Below are 16,845 nucleotides of genomic sequence, written 5' to 3'. Positions count from 1 at the left end.
CGGTGATCGAATTCCTCGCGCCACTCGACCGCAAACTGCTGCGGGATCTCTGGACCATCAAGGGCCAGGCCCTGGCCATTGCGGTGGTGATTGGCTGCGGCGTGGGCATGTACCTGATGTCCAAGGGCATGCTGGCGTCCCTCGCGGAGACCCGCGCCGCCTATTACGAGCGCTACCGTTTTGCGGATATCTGGGCACCGGTAAAGCGCGCGCCCGAAGCACTGCTGGAACAGATCGCCGAGCTGCCCGGGGTGCGCCGTGCGGAAACCCGCATCCGTGCCGGAGTGATTCTCGACGTCGAGGGCGCCGCCGCGCCCATCACCGGCGAGATCCAGTCACTGCCGGCGATTCCCGGTCCGCACATCAATGACTTCGTATTGCGCCACGGGCGCTACCCGGACCCGGAGCGCGAGGAGGAAGTGCTCGCGCTGGAGGCCTTTGCCGAGGCCCACCAGCTCGAGCCGGGGGATCACCTGTATGCGATCCTGAATGGCACCAAGAAAAAACTCATCATCACGGGCCTGGTGCTTTCGCCGGAATATGTGTACGCCATTTCACCGGGTGAAATCGTTCCGGACAAAAAGCGCTTCGGTGTTCTGTGGATGAACCTGGAAGCACTGGCGAATGCCTTCGACCTGGATGGCGCCTTCAACGAGGCGGTGCTGCTGGCGTCCCCCGGTGAAAATACCGATGCGCTGCTGGAACAACTGGACCTGTTGCTGAAGCGCTATGGCGCCACCGGTGCCTACGGCCGCGATCAGCAGATCTCCGACCAGTTCCTCACCAATGAAATCCAGCAGCTGGAAACCATGGGCCGCCTACTGCCACCCATTTTCCTGCTGGTGGCGGCGTTTCTGCTCAATGTGGTGATCGGCCGACTGGTGGATACCGAACGTGAACAGATCGGGCTGCTGAAAGCGTTCGGCTACAGCAACGGCGCCGTAGCCCGGCACTATCTGAAAATGATCGGCCTGGTGACGCTGCTCGGCATAGCGATCGGCATTGCGCTCGGAATGTGGCTCGGCCACGGGCTCGCGCATATGTACATGGACTATTTCAAATTCCCGTTTCTGCTATTTCGCGCACCGCCGGAGGTCTATCTTGTGGGCATAGGCTTCAGCCTGCTGGTGGCGGCTGTGGGAACGTTCGGGGCGGTACTCAGGGTCGTACGCCTCGATCCCGCCGTGGCGATGGTGCCGCCACCCCCGCCGGATTACAGCCGCTCCGCGTACTGGCTGGAGCGACTGGCGCGCTGGATTGACCAGCCCTCGCGGATGATTCTGCGGCACCTATATCGCTGGCCGCGGCGCGCGGCGATGACCACCATTGGCATCGCCATGTCCATGGGCTTGCTGATCGGCTCGAGTTTTTCCCTGGACGCGATGATGTATATGGTGGATATCAGTTTCAATGTGATCGACCGCCAGGATGTGACCGTCAATTTTGTCGAGCCGCGCAATGTGCGCGCGGTTCAGGATGTACTGCACGCGCCGGGAGCCATGCATGCGGAGCCCTTCCGCGCGATTCCGGTGGTGCTGCGCAATGGCACTCACAGCCGCCGCGAAGCCATCATCGGCCTGCAACCCAACGCAGAACTGAGCCGCGTGGTGGATACCGAACTGCGCCCGGTACCACTGCCGGGCTACGGTATCGTGCTGTCCGACAAGCTGGCGGAATTACTGGATATACGCAGTGGTGAATTCCTGCGCCTCGAGGTGCGCACCGGGCGGCGCCCGGAACTGGATATGGAAGTCAGCGGCATAGTAAAAACCTATATGGGCACCGCGGCCTACATGGATCTGGAAGTGATGAACCGGATGTTGAAAGACGATATCGCGATTTCCGGCACCTATTTACTGGTAGACCCGGACCTTACCGACGCGTTTTATCAGTCTCTGAAAAATACGCCCGTCGTCGCCGGTGTCAGTTTGCAGGAACAAGCCCAGGATGCCTTTTATGAAACCCTGCAGGAAAGCCTCGGTACCTTTGTGTTTTTCAATACCCTGTTTGCCGGACTGATTGCGCTGGGGGTGGTGTACAACAGCGCGCGCATTTCGCTGTCGGAGCGAGGGCGTGAACTGGCCAGCCTGCGCGTGCTCGGTCTTACCCGCGGCGAGGTGTCCTACATTCTGCTGGGTGAGCTCGCATTACTCACACTGCTGGCCCTGCCGCTCGGTGCTTTCCTTGGCTTCCTGCTGGCGTGGACACTGGTGCAGTCGTTCAATACCGAGTTGTTCCGCATTCCACTGATCATCAGCTCCTCCACCTACGGCTACGCCGCGTTGGTGGTACTGCTCTCGGCCGCTGCCTCCGGCCTGTTGGTGCACCGGCGCATCCAGCAGCTGGACCTGATCGCCGTACTCAAGACGCGGGAGTGATATGGGGCGGAAACTGTTTAAGCGCATCGTCGGAATATTATTACTCGCTGGTCTACTGGCATTTCTCGTGTATGCGTTTATGCCGAAACCGGTGCCGGTGGACTTGGCCCAGGTGAGCCGCGGCCCCATGCAGCTGGCGGTCAGTGATGAAGGCTACACCCGCGTGCACGATGTGTTTGTGGTTTCGGCACCGGTCACCGGGTATCTGCTGCGTATCCAGAGTGACGTGGGCGATACCGTCGAGGCAGGCACTACCACGCTCGCCGAATTGCTTCCCACCCATCCGCAGTTTCTCGACGAGCGCAGTCGCAATCAGGCAGAAGCCGCCATCAGCAGCGCCCAGGCCGCTTTGAAACTTTCCGAAGCAGAACGGCGCGATGCCGAAGCCAAACTGGCATTTGCCGAGGCCGATGCCAAACGCGCGCGGAAACTCGCGGGAAAAGGCTATATCTCCAAAGTGGAACTGGAGCGCACCGAACTCACCCTCGATAGCGCCAAGGCCGCATTGGATACCGCGCGTGCCGCGGAACGTGTCAGCGCAGGAGAACTGGACAACGCCCGTGCGGCCCTGATAGCCCCCCAGCGCGGCGCCCCCAAGCTGGACCACGGCAACCTGGTGAAGGTCACCGCACCCGTGGGCGGCCGGGTTCTGCAGCTACTGCAGGAAAGCGAGCGGGTAGTAGCCGTCGGCACACCACTGCTGGAAATCGGCAACCCGGGGCAACTGGAAATCGTCATTGATCTGCTGTCCCGCGACGCCGTACGCGTGCAGCAAGGGGCGCCGGTCGCCCTCACCGCCTGGGGTGGCGACAAAACCCTGCACGGACGCGTGCGCTTGGTGGAGCCCTACGGTTTTACCAAGATTTCCGCACTGGGGATCGAGGAACAGCGGGTGAATGTAATCGTCGACTTTACCGATCCCCGGGAAGAATGGTCTCGGCTCGGCCACGGTTATCGCGTCGATGCCGCCATCGAAATCTGGCGCGGCGACGATGTGATACAGGTGCCGACCGGCGCCCTGTTCCGTCACCAGAAAGCGTGGGCGGTGTTCAAAGTGGTTGGCGATCGCGCAGTGCGCACAGAGGTTGAAGTCGGCCACAACAACGGGCGTGTTGCGGAAATTTTATCCGGCATCAGCCCGGGGGAAACCATTGTGCTGCACCCGAGTGAGCGGATTACCGATGGCGTGAAACTGACAGAACGCACGCTCTAGATGCGTCAGATAAATCGCTTATGCCAGCTCCGCCGATTCCACTGTGTGCACTCCCGATTTGTGACCGAGTGCCGCGCATAGCATTGCCCGCGCGATGTTCTCTGCCGGGTTTATCTGCCAGCGCCGTGGTAATAACGGCCCGCCAATCTTGAGAAGTACGGTCGCAAGACGCTCGCCAGGACGAAACTCGTCCCTGTGCCCGCCGATGAGTCCCGGACGCACAAACGTCAAGGATTCAAATCCCATCGTTTGCAGCGCTCTTTCCAGCTGACCCTTGGTGCGGTTATAGAAAAAGCGCGAATCCGCATCGGCGCCGAGCGCCGAATTCAGCACGTAAGTCTTAGTGCCGTGCCGGTGGGCCAGCTCGGCGATCGCCAGCGGGTAATCGTGATCCACCCGGAAAAACGCCTCCCGTGAACCCGCAGTGCGCATGGTGGTTCCCAGTGCACAGATCACCGCATCCACCCGCCACCAGTCGGCTTCCGCCGGCAACCGATCGAAATCCACCTGAGGCGAAATCAACTTGGGGTGTGTCGCTAGTGGCCGGCGTGCCGGTGCAATCACCTGCCCCACCGCCCTGTCCGCAAGCGCGAGCTCCAGTACATGGCGGCCCACCAACCCGGTGGCACCGACAATCATCAATTTCATGCTTCTACTTCAGCCAAAGATTCAAAATTGTTGTTATGGGCGTTCCGCTAGACCAGATGCAGGGTGAAAAACGCCATCAGCGCAAACATGCTGCAGACCAGGGCGAGTAGCAACAGGTCGAAAGACCGCTCCTCGTCGGCATATTCCGTGGGTCTGTCAATCTGCCGCTGCTTGGCACGCATTCGCAGGTAGGAAAGTAACACGACCAGCCCACCGGTCACGAACAGCGCGACTTCCGTCCATGGGGAGGGAGCATGATTGCCCAGGCGCCCGATCGCAACTCCGAAACCCACCACGGCGATGGCCGTCCGCACCCAGGCGAGAAAGGTGCGCTCGTTGGCGGCATGTTCCCTGAAATTGCGAATCATAGGTGACTCCCCTCAAACGCCTTCGCGATGCTTTTGCCAGATTGCCGGGCTGGTCCCTGCCGTCGAAGTCTAGACCGGGGCGCTCGCGGCATTCCGATCCGTCATTCCTCACGAGGACGCGAATCGTGGGTCGCGTTCCTGTTTGTTCCGCTCGCCGATGTGCTGTATAACCATCCAGCCTTATCTACACAACATCGAACGACGCGCCGTAAGCCATGCCCGCCCCCGTTGAACTGGCACCAGACTATTACCTGACGAACTTCCTCGCCCTCGTTGACTTCGTGATGTCCCGTTACGAGGGCCTGCTGTCGGCGGGTGAGCGCCGGTTTTACGCCGATTTCCGCACCCTGGATGTGGACAGCCAGCGGCTGTATGTCAGGCTACTGCCCCGCAAAGGGGTGCCCTCCAGTGCCGGTTCACTTTTTCGCCAGCGTAAACTTGCCTATGCCGAGATTGGCGACCTGGCCACTGCCGCTGATCGGCTGGTGGAAACCGGATTACTGCAGCGCAACCCGCCACTGGAAGCGGCAGAAGTGCTGCCGCTATACAGCAAGGCGGAGCTGGTGCCACTGAGTAGCGCCCCCCTGCCCCGCTCCCTGAAGCGCCCGGAACTGGCACAAGCACTGTTACAACAGGGTATCGATACCTCCGTGCTCAGCGCCGAAGACCCGCTGCTCGCCGTGCAGGCGGCAGAGCACTTCGAGACCTTCAAACTGTGCTTTTTCGGCAACCTGAACCAGGATCTCACCGACTGGGTGCTGCGTGACCTGGGACTTTTCCAATACGAACAATACGCGCTCGATTGCCACCATCTCCCGTTCCAGAACCGCGCGCAGATCGAACAACACCTGAGGTACTACGACTGTCTGTCAGTACTGGACGACATCCTGGATTCCGGCGCCGAGGCGATTCTGACACTGGCACAGCAATTACCGCCCGCGGACGCAGCAGACGCGACCCTGCAGCGCCGCCTCGACCGGGTGCGACTGACCATGGCCCGGCAGCTGGAACGACTGGAAGTACTGGACGCCGCAGACCAACTGTATCGGCTGTGCGCTCGCCCACCCGCGCGGGAGCGCCGTGCGCGCATTGCGGTAGCACGTGGCGATATCGATGGCAGCCTGTCACTGTGCCGGGAAATTCTCGCAGCACCGCTGAGTGAAGCCGAAGAAGTGTTTGCCGAGAGCTTTGGCTACCGCACCGCCAAGCGTGAACAACGCCCGCACGGCTGGGCGGCGCCCTCGTGCTACCAGGCCCCAACCGAAACCGTGGCGCTACCGTCGGCCGCAGTGTGCGTGGAGCTGATTGCCGCGGCCTGGCTGGAAGTGGATGCCGGCGGGCCCTGTCACTACGTGGAAAACACCCTGTTCAACGGGATACTGGGGCTCTATGTGTGGGATATCGTGTTCGCGCCACTGCCCGGCGCCTTCTTCAATCCTTTCCAGGCCGCGCCCAGTGATTTCCGCACACCGGACTTTTACCCGTCACGCCGCCAAGCGTTCGAACAGCGTCTCGCGGAACTCGACTGCGAAAATCTCGCCGTTCGCGTATGGCAGAACTTTGACCAGAAATACGGCATTGCCAACCCGCTGGTTGCCTGGGACGCGCTCTCGGCGCCATTGCTGAGGCTCGCCCTGGAGCGCATACCCGCCGCACACTGGCAGGCGCTGTTCCGGCGTTTGCTGGCGGATATCGCCAACCACCGCAGCGGCCTGCCGGACCTGATCCGCTTCCCCGATGCCGGCGGCTATGAGCTGGTGGAAGTGAAAGGCCCCGGAGACCGGCTGCAGCAGAACCAGCAGCGCTGGCTGGCCTTTTTTGCCCGGCACGAGATTCCCCACCGGGTGCTGCATGTGGAATGGCAGGCAACGTGAGCGAACGGCAAATCTTGCGATTGTCGGTGGGTGAACTGGTCGCCTTTTCATGCCGGACAGGAGACCTGATCGCCGATACCCCCAGTGGTCCCACTGCGCTTGAGGGCATTCGCGCCCACCAGAAGCTGCAGAAAAAACGCCCGCCCGGCAGCGAGGCGGAATACCGGCTGGAAGTGGAGTACCCGTTTCTTGGCGAAACGATTGTGCTTAGCGGCCGTGTGGACATCGTGCACCCGCAGTCGGATCTGCATCGCCCCGCACAGCTGGACGAAATCAAGACCACCTACTGCCATCCCGAGCAGCTAGCGGATTCCGTGCGCGAGCTGCACTGGGCGCAACTGAAGATCTACGGTTTCTGCTATCTGCTGCAGCGCCAGGAGGGCACCGGAGCGGCACCGGATCGGGCGGATTGCCTGCGCCTGCAGATGCAGTGGTACAACCTCAAGCAGAAAAAATCCCACCCTGAATTGCGTGAATTTGCCTGGCCGGAGCTGGAAGACTTTGCCCACAAGGCGCTGCGCAGTTACCTCGAATGGCACCGGGCGTGGCAACAGCAGCGCAACAGCGTACGCACAAGCGCACACGCCCTTGAATTCCCCTTCCCCAACTTCCGGCCGGGCCAGCGCGAGCTGGCGATTTCCGCGTACCGCTGCCTGCGCGACGGCGGTGAACTGGTGGCGGAGGCGCCTACCGGCATAGGCAAGACCGTCAGCACCCTGTTCCCGGCGATCAAGGCACTGGGGGAAAACCACCTGGACCAGCTGGTATACCTGACCGCGAAAAACTCCGGTCGCCAGGTGGTGCGGGAAACCGCCACGCGGTTACACGAGCAGGGCCTCAAGCTGAGCCTGCTGGAGATCCAGGCCAAGGACAAAACCTGTGCCTGCCGACTCGGCCTGTGCAGCCCCGATGCCGATGGCATCTGCCCGCGCACGCGGGGTTTTTTCGACCGTTTACCCGAAGCCCGCCAGCAGCTGCTCGGACAGCCACTACTGACACCGGAAAAAGTCGCCGCGGTGGCAGATGCACTGCAGTTGTGTCCGTTTGAGCTATCGCTACAGATGCTGCCGTGGGTCGATCTGGTGGTGTGCGACTTCAACTATGTATTCGATCCTCTGGTGCGCCTGAACAGCCTGCAAAGTGACCAGCAACGGCGTGCGCTGCTGGTGGACGAGGCACACAACCTGGGCGATCGCGCGCGCGGCATGTACAGCGCACAGCTGTCCCGCCGCGGTAGCCGACAGGCCGCCAAAGACTGCCGGGGCTACCCGGCGTTAAAACGCGCGATCAATGCACTGGTGCGGGCACTGGATCAGTGGGTTGACGAAAGACCCCGGGATGAACGCTTCCACCCGGGACCGGCGGACGCAGCCGCCGAAGCCTGGCTGACACCCATGGATACAAAGACAACCAGCGATGCTAACCATGGCCCGGATGCGGTCATTACCGCCGCACACAAAATCATGGCCGTGGTAAGCCAGATGTGGGAACAGTCGCAATCACCGCCCGAGGAAATTGGCGAGTGGCTGAATGGCCTGTACCGGTTCCTGACCATCGTCGGCCTATTGAACGATCAGCACCGCTGCCTCACCCGGCGGGAGAATCGGGACGCGCCCTGGCAGGAGCAACAACTCAAGCTGATGTGCATCAGCGCTGCAGACTTTCTGCAACAGTGCTTCCGGCAGTTCCACGGGGTGATCCTGTTTTCCGCCACATTGCGCCCGGCCCCCTACATACAGCGGCAACTGGGCGTGGCAGCGGAAGCCCCCTACCTGTCACTGCCCTCGCCCTTCGCGTCCAATCAGCTCGGTGTATTTCTGTGCCCTTACCTGGACACACGCTACCGGGCGCGGGAGAGTGCCGCGGATGCGCTGGTGGAGTTGATCGCGCGGGTGTACCACAGCCGCCCCGGCAACTATCTGGTGTTTTTCCCCTCCTACCGGTTTTTGCAGCAAGTCGCCGAGCGCTTTGCCGCGCAACATCCTGCAATCGACCTGATCCAGCAAACCGCGGGCGCCAGTGAACAGGAACGCGCAGCGTTTCTCGACCGTTTCAGCGACAATCGGCGCAGTCTTGGCTTTGCCATCATGGGCGGCATATTCGGCGAGGGCATCGACTATGTGGGAGAACAACTGGTGGGATGCATACTCGCCGGTGTCGGACTGCCGCAAGTCAGCGAGGAGCAGGAGTTGTTGCGACAGGCCGCAGCAACTGGTGGCGACAAGGTTTTCTCCAATGGTTTCGATATCGCCTATCGCTATCCCGGACTCACCCGGGTGCTGCAGGCCGCGGGCCGTGTGATCCGCACCGAGACAGACCGCGGCGTGGTCATCCTCGCGGACGCGCGCTTCGCCGACCCTTTTTATCGGCCGCTGTTCCCGCAGCACTGGCAACTACAGCACTGCGCCAACGGCGAGGTACTGTCGACTGCGCTCGGTAATTTCTGGGACACACAGAAGTAGTCAGAGAATCATGGTTTCAAAACGACAGTTCTACCGCCGCGGCCCGATACAGCGCGACAGCGCCAGCGTGAGCTTTGTGGATGTGCGGCGAAAATTCGGTTTCCGCGCCATCAGTATCGGCCGCTGGGTGACCGAAGCGGAACGCGACAGGGCCGCCGGCCTGTTCTACGACGCCCTCGCGGATCTGATGTCGATCCTGCGCGGGCCGGAAATTCTTATTTCCCTGCGCGAGACGCTGGCATTCCAGTACGGCATCGGCGGGCGCCCTGGCACCATGGCGTTTTACGAACCCGCCACCCGTACTTTTTCCCTGGCGAAAAATGCGGGCCCAGGGTCCATCGCCCACGAGTGGTTTCACGCGCTGGATCACTACCTCGCCGACAAGGTATTCAGTGACGTCGGCGACCGCGCTTACGCTTCGGAAGCCTGGCTGCGCGACGCGACACCGATACCACACCCGCTCAATGATCGCCTGTTCGCCTGCTTCAGGGCGATCATGCTGGATGAAACTGGCGAAAATCCCAGCGAGCTCTTCCGCGTCTCGGTCGCCGCGGATAAGGCCAACGGCGCTATCTATTTCAGCGACCCGGCGGAAATCTGCGCCAGGGCGTTCGAAGCCTTCGTGCAGGACGCCAGTATCAGCAACAATTTTCTGGTTTCTGGCACCAAAGCCACCGAGGAAGCGCGCATGGGGCTCTATCCGACTGGAGCCCATCGACAGCGCATCAATGCCGCATTCAGTGAATATTTTTCTCTGCTCGGCTACGCGCTGCGTGCGCAAAGCGAACGGGCGGCGACAAAATCATCCAAAGCCACTGCAGACTAATTGGCATACCTGTTGTCAGAAAATGTGAAATGCGCCTGTGAATCGCTATATGCGGGTTCATTTACCGAATCAATCCGACTATCCTTGCCACGCCGGAATAACCGCATCACCGGTCTTCAACGTTGGATTGTCCATGCCCGCCGATTTACTCGCCAAGCTCATTCATAACAAGTTCGTTATCAGCCTATTGACGGTCGCTGCCATATTGGTCGTGCGTTATATCCTGACCACGCTGTTTCGGAAATCGAGCTGGCCACGACAGGACATCCGTCGCCGCATTCACACGGTGCACAACATCGGTAATCTCGCCATTGTCTTCGCCCTGTTTGGCATCTGGCTGCCAGAGCTGCGGAATTTTGCGCTATCCATTGCCGCCTTCTCCGTTGCCATCGTGGTGGCCCTGCGCGATGCGGTGCAGTGCCTGGTTGGCGGCATTTACCAGGCCAGCATGCGCTCCTTCACCATTGGCGACTGGGTGAAAATTGGCGATCAGTTTGGTGAAGTAATCGACAACAACTGGTTGAGCACCACCCTGCTGGAAATCGACCCACACGGCCTTGGCAACGGCTACACCGGCACCACGCTGTATGTTCCAAACAGTGTGTTCTTTTCCCAGCCGGTGAAAAACCTCAACTTCATGCGCCGCTATATCGAGCACACCTTTGTCATCGTGCGCGAGAACAAGGGGCAGAATCCGTTTGCCATCAAAAAGTTCATCACCGATTGTGTATTGCAGTACTGCGAGTCCTTTAAGGATGTTGCCGAACGCTACTGCAAGTTGATCGAAAACCGCATGGGCGTGGAGCTCGCCAGCGTCGAGCCAAAAATCCAGTTCAGCACCAGCGAACTTGGCCATGATGTACTGACCATCACCTTGTTCTGCCCCCGTGAATCCGCCACAGAGATCGAACAGAAGGTGACCGAGGACTTCTACCATTTCTGGTACGGCAACGCCGGTAGCAAAGCCGACCCCGGCCACCCAGCAGTGCCACAGCTCAACTAGTTCCCTGCCCCCTTCGCTTCTTTGCCTCCGGGTACGGGAATTTGAACTTGCCCTGAAGCGCTATATGCCCAACTATACGGCGATAAAAAAAGCGACTTCCCGGGAGGCGTTGGTGCAAGGTTCGGATGTCAGGGCGGTACTTGGGCGCGTATTGCTGCTTTTCCCGCTTTTTTTCTCAATTCCTTCTCAGGCAGACGAGCTGACCCTCGCGGTGGCCTCGAACTTCACCGCCCCCATGCAGGAAATTGCCAGGCGATTCGAACAGCGCAGTGGCCACAGGGTAAAGCTGGCGTTTGGCTCGTCGGGAAAGTTTTTCGCCCAGATCAGCCATGGCGCCCCCTATCACGCATTCTTTTCCGCAGACCAGGCGAAGCCCGCACAACTGGTGAAGCTTGGGCTGGCAGACGCTGGCAGCCGCTTCACCTACGCCGAAGGCAGGCTGGCGCTCTGGTCCAGTAAACCGGGATTTGTAGACGCGGCAGGCGAAGTACTGAAACACGGGGACTACAACAAACTCGCGATCGCCAATCCGAAACTCGCGCCATATGGCGCGGCGGCAGTGGAACTGCTGCAGCAGTTACAGCTGGAAGAGCAAACCCGCGCACGCCGGGTACAGGGTGAGAATATTTCCCAGACCTATCAATTTGTGGCGACCGGAAACGCCGACCTGGGGTTGGTGGCACTGTCACAGATTCTGAAAGATGGAAAGGTTGAAGAAGGATCCGCGTGGATTGTACCGGTGCAGCTCTACAGCCCGATCCGCCAGGACGCGGTGGTGCTCAAGCGCGGGGAACATGTACCCGCACTGGAGCAACTCTGGGCGTATATGCATAGCGCCGAGGTGAGCGCACTCATTCGCAGCTACGGCTACGGTACCCCTTCTACGCTCGGGGGCGACAATGCTAAGTGACGCCGATTGGGCCGCCATCTGGCTGACATTGCGTCTGGCCACTACCGTAACGGTTTTGCTGTTATTGCTGGGTACACCGCTGGCGCTGTGGCTGGCAAAGACCCGCTCGGCGATGAAGGGTCCCGTCAGCGCACTGGTGGCAATGCCGCTAGTTCTGCCTCCCACGGTACTCGGTTTTTACCTGCTGATTTTCATGGGCCCGTCAGGTCCCATGGGCAAATTCACCGAGTTGCTCGGACTGGGGACCCTGCCCTTTACCTTCTGGGGTTTGGTGGTGGCCTCGCTACTCTATTCGCTGCCGTTCGTGGTGCAGCCGATCCAGAATGCCATCGAGGCACAGGGCGCGCGCCCGTCCGAGGTGGCGGCAACCCTGCATTCCGGCCCCTGGGACCGCTTCTGGCATGTGACGCTACCACTCGCCAAGCCCGGCATCCTCACCGCAACCGTGCTGGGATTTGCGCACACCGTGGGTGAATTCGGTGTGGTGCTGATGATCGGTGGCAATATTCCCGGTGAGACCCGCGTGGTTTCGGTACAGATTTACGACCACGTGGAGGCCCTTGAATACACCCAGGCCCACTGGCTATCGGCAGTAATGATCGGATTTTCCTTTCTAGTGCTGCTTCTGCTGTACCTTCTGCAGCAGCGCAAATCGGCGGTGGGGATGCGCTATGGCAACTGATCGAGAATTTCCCGGCTCTCAATCTCACGTTCCCATGCATGGCATCGTCGGGCATTTTCACCTGCCCCTGCAGAGCAGCACCGGCGACCGTCAATTTGCCCTGAATGTGAAACTCGACCTGCCGGGACGCGGGGTAACCGGTATTTTCGGCCCGTCCGGTTCCGGCAAAACCACCCTGCTCCGCTGCATGGCGGGTCTGCAGCCCTGTGACAACGGCAGCCTCTCTGTCAACGGTGAGCCGTGGCAGCTCGCGCACAACCCGCGCAAAACACTGGCGGTACACCGGCGCCCGCTCGGATTTGTATTCCAGCAACCGAGTCTGTTTCCGCACCTGAGTGCGGAGCAAAATCTGGCGTTTGCACGCAAGCGTGCCTGGCAAGAGGTCGCGCCGGCGGAATACGAACGGGTCATCGACCTGATGGGGATTGAGCATCTGCTGGGCCAATTCCCGGCGAACCTCTCCGGTGGGGAACAGCAGCGCGTGGCCATCGCCCGCGCCCTGCTGGTCAAACCCCGCCTGCTGCTGATGGATGAGCCACTCGCCTCTTTGGACCAGATGCGCAAGCGGGAAATCCTGCCCTATCTGGAAAAGCTCCACCGCGCGCTGGATATCCCGATTATCTACGTCACTCACTCGGTGGAGGAAATTGCCCGCCTCGCGGACCATCTGTTGCTGATGGACAGCGGCAAAATCCAGCGCGAGGGACCGGCGGCAAGTATCCTTTCCCGCACGGATTTTCCGGTACAACTGGGTGACGATCTGGGGGTTTTGATTCAGGCGCGGATTGCCGAGCGCAACAGTGAATGGCATCTGGCGCGTGCGGAGTTTGACGGCGGGCACTTGTGGCTGCGCGACAGCGGTGAGGCAGCCGGAGAGTCCATCCGCGTGCGTATCCTGGCCCGCGACATCAGCCTCACCCTCAATGAGGACACCCGAACCAGCATCCTGAACCGCCTGCCGGTAAGGGTGCAGGAAATCAGTGCAGATCGCGATCCGGCGATGGTGTTACTGCGCCTGCAACCATCGGGTGATCAAACAATGGCGCACGGCGAGTCGCACCTGATTGCACGCATCACCCGCCGATCACTGCAGGAACTGGCGATAACTACGGGGAGTGAACTCTGGGCGCAGATCAAATCCGTGGCGATCGTTCGATAGCCAACTTCACTAAAGTTTTTGGCACGCGCGAAATCCGTCCGACAGCAGGCGAACCAGCAAATCCCACACACAAAAAAGGCCGGGCTGCACATGCATTACCCGGCCAAGGTTTACAGTCTGTTCAATTCCGTTGCGGCGGATTCCCGTTACGCGGGTTCGGTGCGCCGCTCGGATGAATTGCTTTCCAAGGCACGCTTGTCGGCGAAATGTTCTGCATTCGCCGCGGCCTTTTTGCCACCGAACATTTTCTGCACCACCACAAAGAACAGCGGGATGAAGAAGATACCCAGCAGTGTGCCCACAATCATGCCGCCCAGAACACCGGTACCGATGGCCTGCTGCGCGCCGGAACCGGCACCAGAGGCAATCGCCAGCGGCAGGACCCCGAGACCGAAGGCCAGCGAGGTCATGATGATCGGACGCAGGCGGTCGCGTACCGCATGCATGGTGGCCTGAATCAGCTCCATGCCCGCTTCCAGGTTCTGCTTGGCAAACTCCACGATCAGGATCGCGTTCTTGCTGGTCAGACCCACGGTGGTGAGCATGGCGACCTGGAAGTAGATGTCACGATCAAAACCGCGCAGGTTACTGGCCAGTACCGCGCCGAGAATACCCAGCGGGGCTACCAGCAGTACCGCGGTGGGTACGGTCCAGCTCTCGTACAGTGCCGCCAGGCACAGGAACACGATCAGAATCGACAGTGCATACAGCAGCGTGGTCTGGGAACCTGCCTGCTGCTCCTGGTATGACAGCGCGGTCCACTCCAGGCCGAAACCTTCCGGCAGCTGGCTAACCAGACGTTCCATTTCCGCCATGGATTCACCGGAGCTGACACCCGGAGCGCCCTGCCCCTGGATCTGCACTGCGGGCACACCGTTGTAGCGCTCGAGACGCGGCGAGCCGTACTCCCAGTCAAAGGAGGCAAAGGAAGACACCGGCACCATTTCACCATTGCTGTTGCGCACGGACCACAGGCGGAAATCTTCCGGGTTCATACGGAACGGCGCATCCGCCTGCATGTACACGCGCTTGATGCGGCCGCGGTCGATAAAGTCATCAATGTACTGGCCGCCCCAGGCAACGCCGAGGGTGCTGTTGATGCTGCCGATGGACACGCCCAGTGCCGCCGCCTTGGCATTGTTCACCTTCAGCTTGAACTGTGGCGTATCTTCCTGGCCATTCGGGCGCACACCGGTCAGCAGCGGGCTCTGGGCTGCCATGCCCAGCAGCTGGTTGCGCGCATTGATCAGTGCCTCGTGCCCGCGGTTGGCATTGTCTTTCAGGTACATGGAGAAACCGGCAGAGGTACCCAGTTCCGGCAGTGCCGGCGGCGAAAACGCGTAGGCGATGGCATCCTTGATCTGGCTCAGGGCGCCCATGCCACGCATGGCAACGGCCTTGGCCTGTTCGGATTCCTCTTCACGTTCGTCCCAGTCCTTCAGTTTGATAAACGCCATGGCGTTGTTCTGGCCGCTACCGGCAAAGCTGAAGCCCTGCACCGAGAATACCGACTCTACCAGTTCGTTTTCATTGTTGAGGAAGTGATCTTCCAGTTTCTGCACCGATTCCATGGTGCGCTCCTGGGTAGCCCCTACCGGCGTCTGCACCAGAGAGAAGAGCACACCCTGATCCTCTTCCGGCAGGAAGGAACTCGGCGAACGCACGAACAGGAACACCATCACCGCGGTCAGCAGCACAAACAGCAGCATGAAGCGACCGCTGCGCGCGAGAATGCCGCGCACGCCGCGCTGATAGGTTGCCGCACTGCGATCGAAATTACGGTTGAACCAGCCGAAGAAGCCTTTCTGGCCACCGTGGGAAGCCGGCTTCAACATAGTGGCGCACAACGCCGGTGTCAGCACAATGGCAACCAGAACCGAAAACGCCATAGCGGCAACAATGGTCGCGGAGAACTGGCGGTAGATCACGCCGGTGGAGCCATCCATAAATGCCATGGGCACGAACACCGCCGACAGCACCACACCAATACCAACCAGCGCGCCGGTAATCTGCTTCATGGATTTTTTGGTGGCTTCCTTGGGCGAGAGGTTCTCCTCGTGCATCACCCGCTCCACGTTCTCCACCACCACGATGGCGTCATCCACCAGCAGACCGATGGCGAGCACCATGGCAAACATGGTCAGCATGTTCACGGAGAAACCCAGCAGCGACAGCACTCCAAAGGTACCGAGTAGTACCACCGGCACCGCAATGGTGGGAATGACCGTAGCGCGAATGTTCTGCAGGAACAGCAGCATCACCAGGAAAACCAGGATGACCGCTTCCACCAGCGTCTGCAGCACGCCCTTGATCGATACCTCGACAAACGGCGTGGTGTCGAACGGAATCACGGTTTTGAGGCCGGTGGGGAAATTGGGGCCCATTTCCGCGAGTTTTGCTTTAACCGCGTCGGCGGTTTCCAGTGCGTTTGCACCGGTGGCGAGGGAAATAGCGATACCCGTTGCCGGCGCGCGGTTATAGCGGGTGAGGAAGTCGTAGCTCTCGGTCCCCATTTCCACCCGCGCCACGTCACCCAGCTTCAGCACCGAACCATCGGGATTGGCCCGCAGGATCACATTGCGGAATTCCTCCGGCGTCTGCATACGACTCTGCGCAGTAATGCTCGCGTTGAGCTGCTGCCCCTGGATCGCCGGCGTGCCGCCGAGGCTGCCGATGGCCACCTGCTGGTTCTGGCTGTTCACCGCCGAGATGATGTCGGTGGGGGTAACCTTGTACGCGTCGAGTTTGTTCGGGTCCAGCCAGATACGCATGGCGTACTTGGAGCCGAACACCTGAATGCTGCCGACGCCAGGTACACGGCTCAGCGGGTCGACCACGTTGGACACCACGTAGTCCGCGATATCCTCTTTTTTCATGCTGCCATCGGTGGAGACGAAACCCGCCACCATCAGGAAGCCAGCGCGACCTTTGCCCACGGTCAGCCCCTGGCGCTGTACCGCTTCCGGCAACAACGGCATGGCCAGCTGCAGTTTGTTCTGCACCTGTACCTGGGCGATATCCGGATCGGTACCATTGGCAAATGTCAGGGTGACTTCTGTGGTGCCGATGGACTGGCTGGTGGCAGACATGTACAGCAGGCCGTCGAGCCCTTTCATGTTCTGCTCGATCACCTGGGTAACCGTGTCTTCAATCACCTTGGCAGAGGCACCGGGATAGGCACCGCTGATGGACACCACCGGGGGCGCGATATCCGGGTAGCGCTCTACCGGCAATTTGGTAATCGCGAGGCCACCAAACAGCATCACGACTATGGCAATCACCCACGCAAAGATCGGGCGATCAATAAAAAAACCTGCCATCG

General features: G+C 60.4%; 12 protein-coding genes. 9 read left to right on the top strand and 3 right to left on the bottom strand.

The genetic code is table 11. The features are described from left to right. Positions 1-2 precede the first annotated feature (2 nt). Both R5R33_RS00170 and R5R33_RS00165 read left to right on the top strand, forming a co-directional pair. On the top strand, positions 3-2,378 hold the full coding sequence (locus R5R33_RS00170; RefSeq protein ID WP_318954063.1) for an ABC transporter permease: 2,376 nt from the start codon (positions 3-5) through the stop codon (positions 2,376-2,378). A 1-nt stretch (position 2,379) separates the two neighbouring features. Then, positions 2,380-3,591, top strand: a complete 1,212-nt coding sequence (locus R5R33_RS00165; RefSeq protein ID WP_318954062.1) for an efflux RND transporter periplasmic adaptor subunit — start codon at positions 2,380-2,382, stop codon at positions 3,589-3,591. Between the two features lie 18 nt (positions 3,592-3,609). Here R5R33_RS00165 and R5R33_RS00160 read toward each other — a convergent pair whose 3' ends face one another. Further along, positions 3,610-4,239, bottom strand: a complete 630-nt coding sequence (locus R5R33_RS00160) for an NAD(P)H-binding protein (protein ID WP_318954061.1) — start codon at positions 4,237-4,239, stop codon at positions 3,610-3,612. Positions 4,240-4,286: 47 nt separating this feature from the next. Next, positions 4,287-4,607 (bottom strand): YidH family protein, encoded by a 321-nt coding sequence (locus R5R33_RS00155; protein WP_318954060.1) that lies wholly within the window; start codon positions 4,605-4,607, stop codon positions 4,287-4,289. A gap of 215 nt (positions 4,608-4,822) precedes the next feature. On the opposite strand from R5R33_RS00155, the gene R5R33_RS00150 reads away from it, so the two are divergent. From R5R33_RS00150 to modC, 7 genes are all read left to right on the top strand, one after another. Next, positions 4,823-6,481, top strand: coding sequence for a VRR-NUC domain-containing protein (locus tag R5R33_RS00150; RefSeq protein WP_318954059.1), 1,659 nt, complete (start codon positions 4,823-4,825; stop codon positions 6,479-6,481). Beyond that, positions 6,478-8,943: an ATP-dependent DNA helicase gene (locus R5R33_RS00145; RefSeq protein WP_318954058.1), complete on the top strand. Its 2,466-nt coding sequence runs from the start codon at positions 6,478-6,480 to the stop codon at positions 8,941-8,943. Before R5R33_RS00150 ends, R5R33_RS00145 begins: the two co-directional genes overlap by 4 nt. Positions 8,944-8,953: 10 nt before the next feature. Then, positions 8,954-9,769 (top strand): CLCA_X family protein, encoded by an 816-nt coding sequence (locus tag R5R33_RS00140; protein WP_318954057.1) that lies wholly within the window; start codon positions 8,954-8,956, stop codon positions 9,767-9,769. Between the two features lie 133 nt (positions 9,770-9,902). Beyond that, the gene (locus tag R5R33_RS00135) at positions 9,903-10,772 is read left to right on the top strand and encodes a mechanosensitive ion channel family protein (RefSeq protein WP_318954056.1); all 870 of its coding nucleotides are present in this window, start codon (positions 9,903-9,905) and stop codon (positions 10,770-10,772) included. Positions 10,773-10,884: 112 nt separating this feature from the next. Continuing rightward, entirely contained in the window at positions 10,885-11,682 is a 798-nt protein-coding gene (gene modA, locus R5R33_RS00130) for a molybdate ABC transporter substrate-binding protein (RefSeq protein ID WP_318954055.1), read from the top strand. Next, positions 11,672-12,364: a molybdate ABC transporter permease subunit gene (gene modB / locus R5R33_RS00125; RefSeq protein ID WP_318954054.1), complete on the top strand. Its 693-nt coding sequence runs from the start codon at positions 11,672-11,674 to the stop codon at positions 12,362-12,364. The genes modA and modB overlap by 11 nt, the downstream gene beginning before the upstream one ends. Beyond that, a complete protein-coding gene (gene modC / locus R5R33_RS00120) occupies positions 12,354-13,523 on the top strand; it encodes a molybdenum ABC transporter ATP-binding protein (protein ID WP_318954053.1) in 1,170 nt (389 codons plus the stop codon). Before modB ends, modC begins: the two co-directional genes overlap by 11 nt. 146 nt (positions 13,524-13,669) lie before the next feature. Here the strand turns inward: modC and R5R33_RS00115 are convergent, their stop codons facing one another. After that, positions 13,670-16,843, bottom strand: a complete 3,174-nt coding sequence (locus R5R33_RS00115; RefSeq protein WP_318954052.1) for an efflux RND transporter permease subunit — start codon at positions 16,841-16,843, stop codon at positions 13,670-13,672. Between the last annotated feature and the right edge of the window lie 2 nt (positions 16,844-16,845).

Source organism: Microbulbifer pacificus, from assembly GCF_033723955.1.
Lineage (GTDB): Bacteria > Pseudomonadota > Gammaproteobacteria > Pseudomonadales > Cellvibrionaceae > Microbulbifer > Microbulbifer pacificus.
This window is presented reverse-complemented; position numbering and strand designations above follow the sequence as displayed.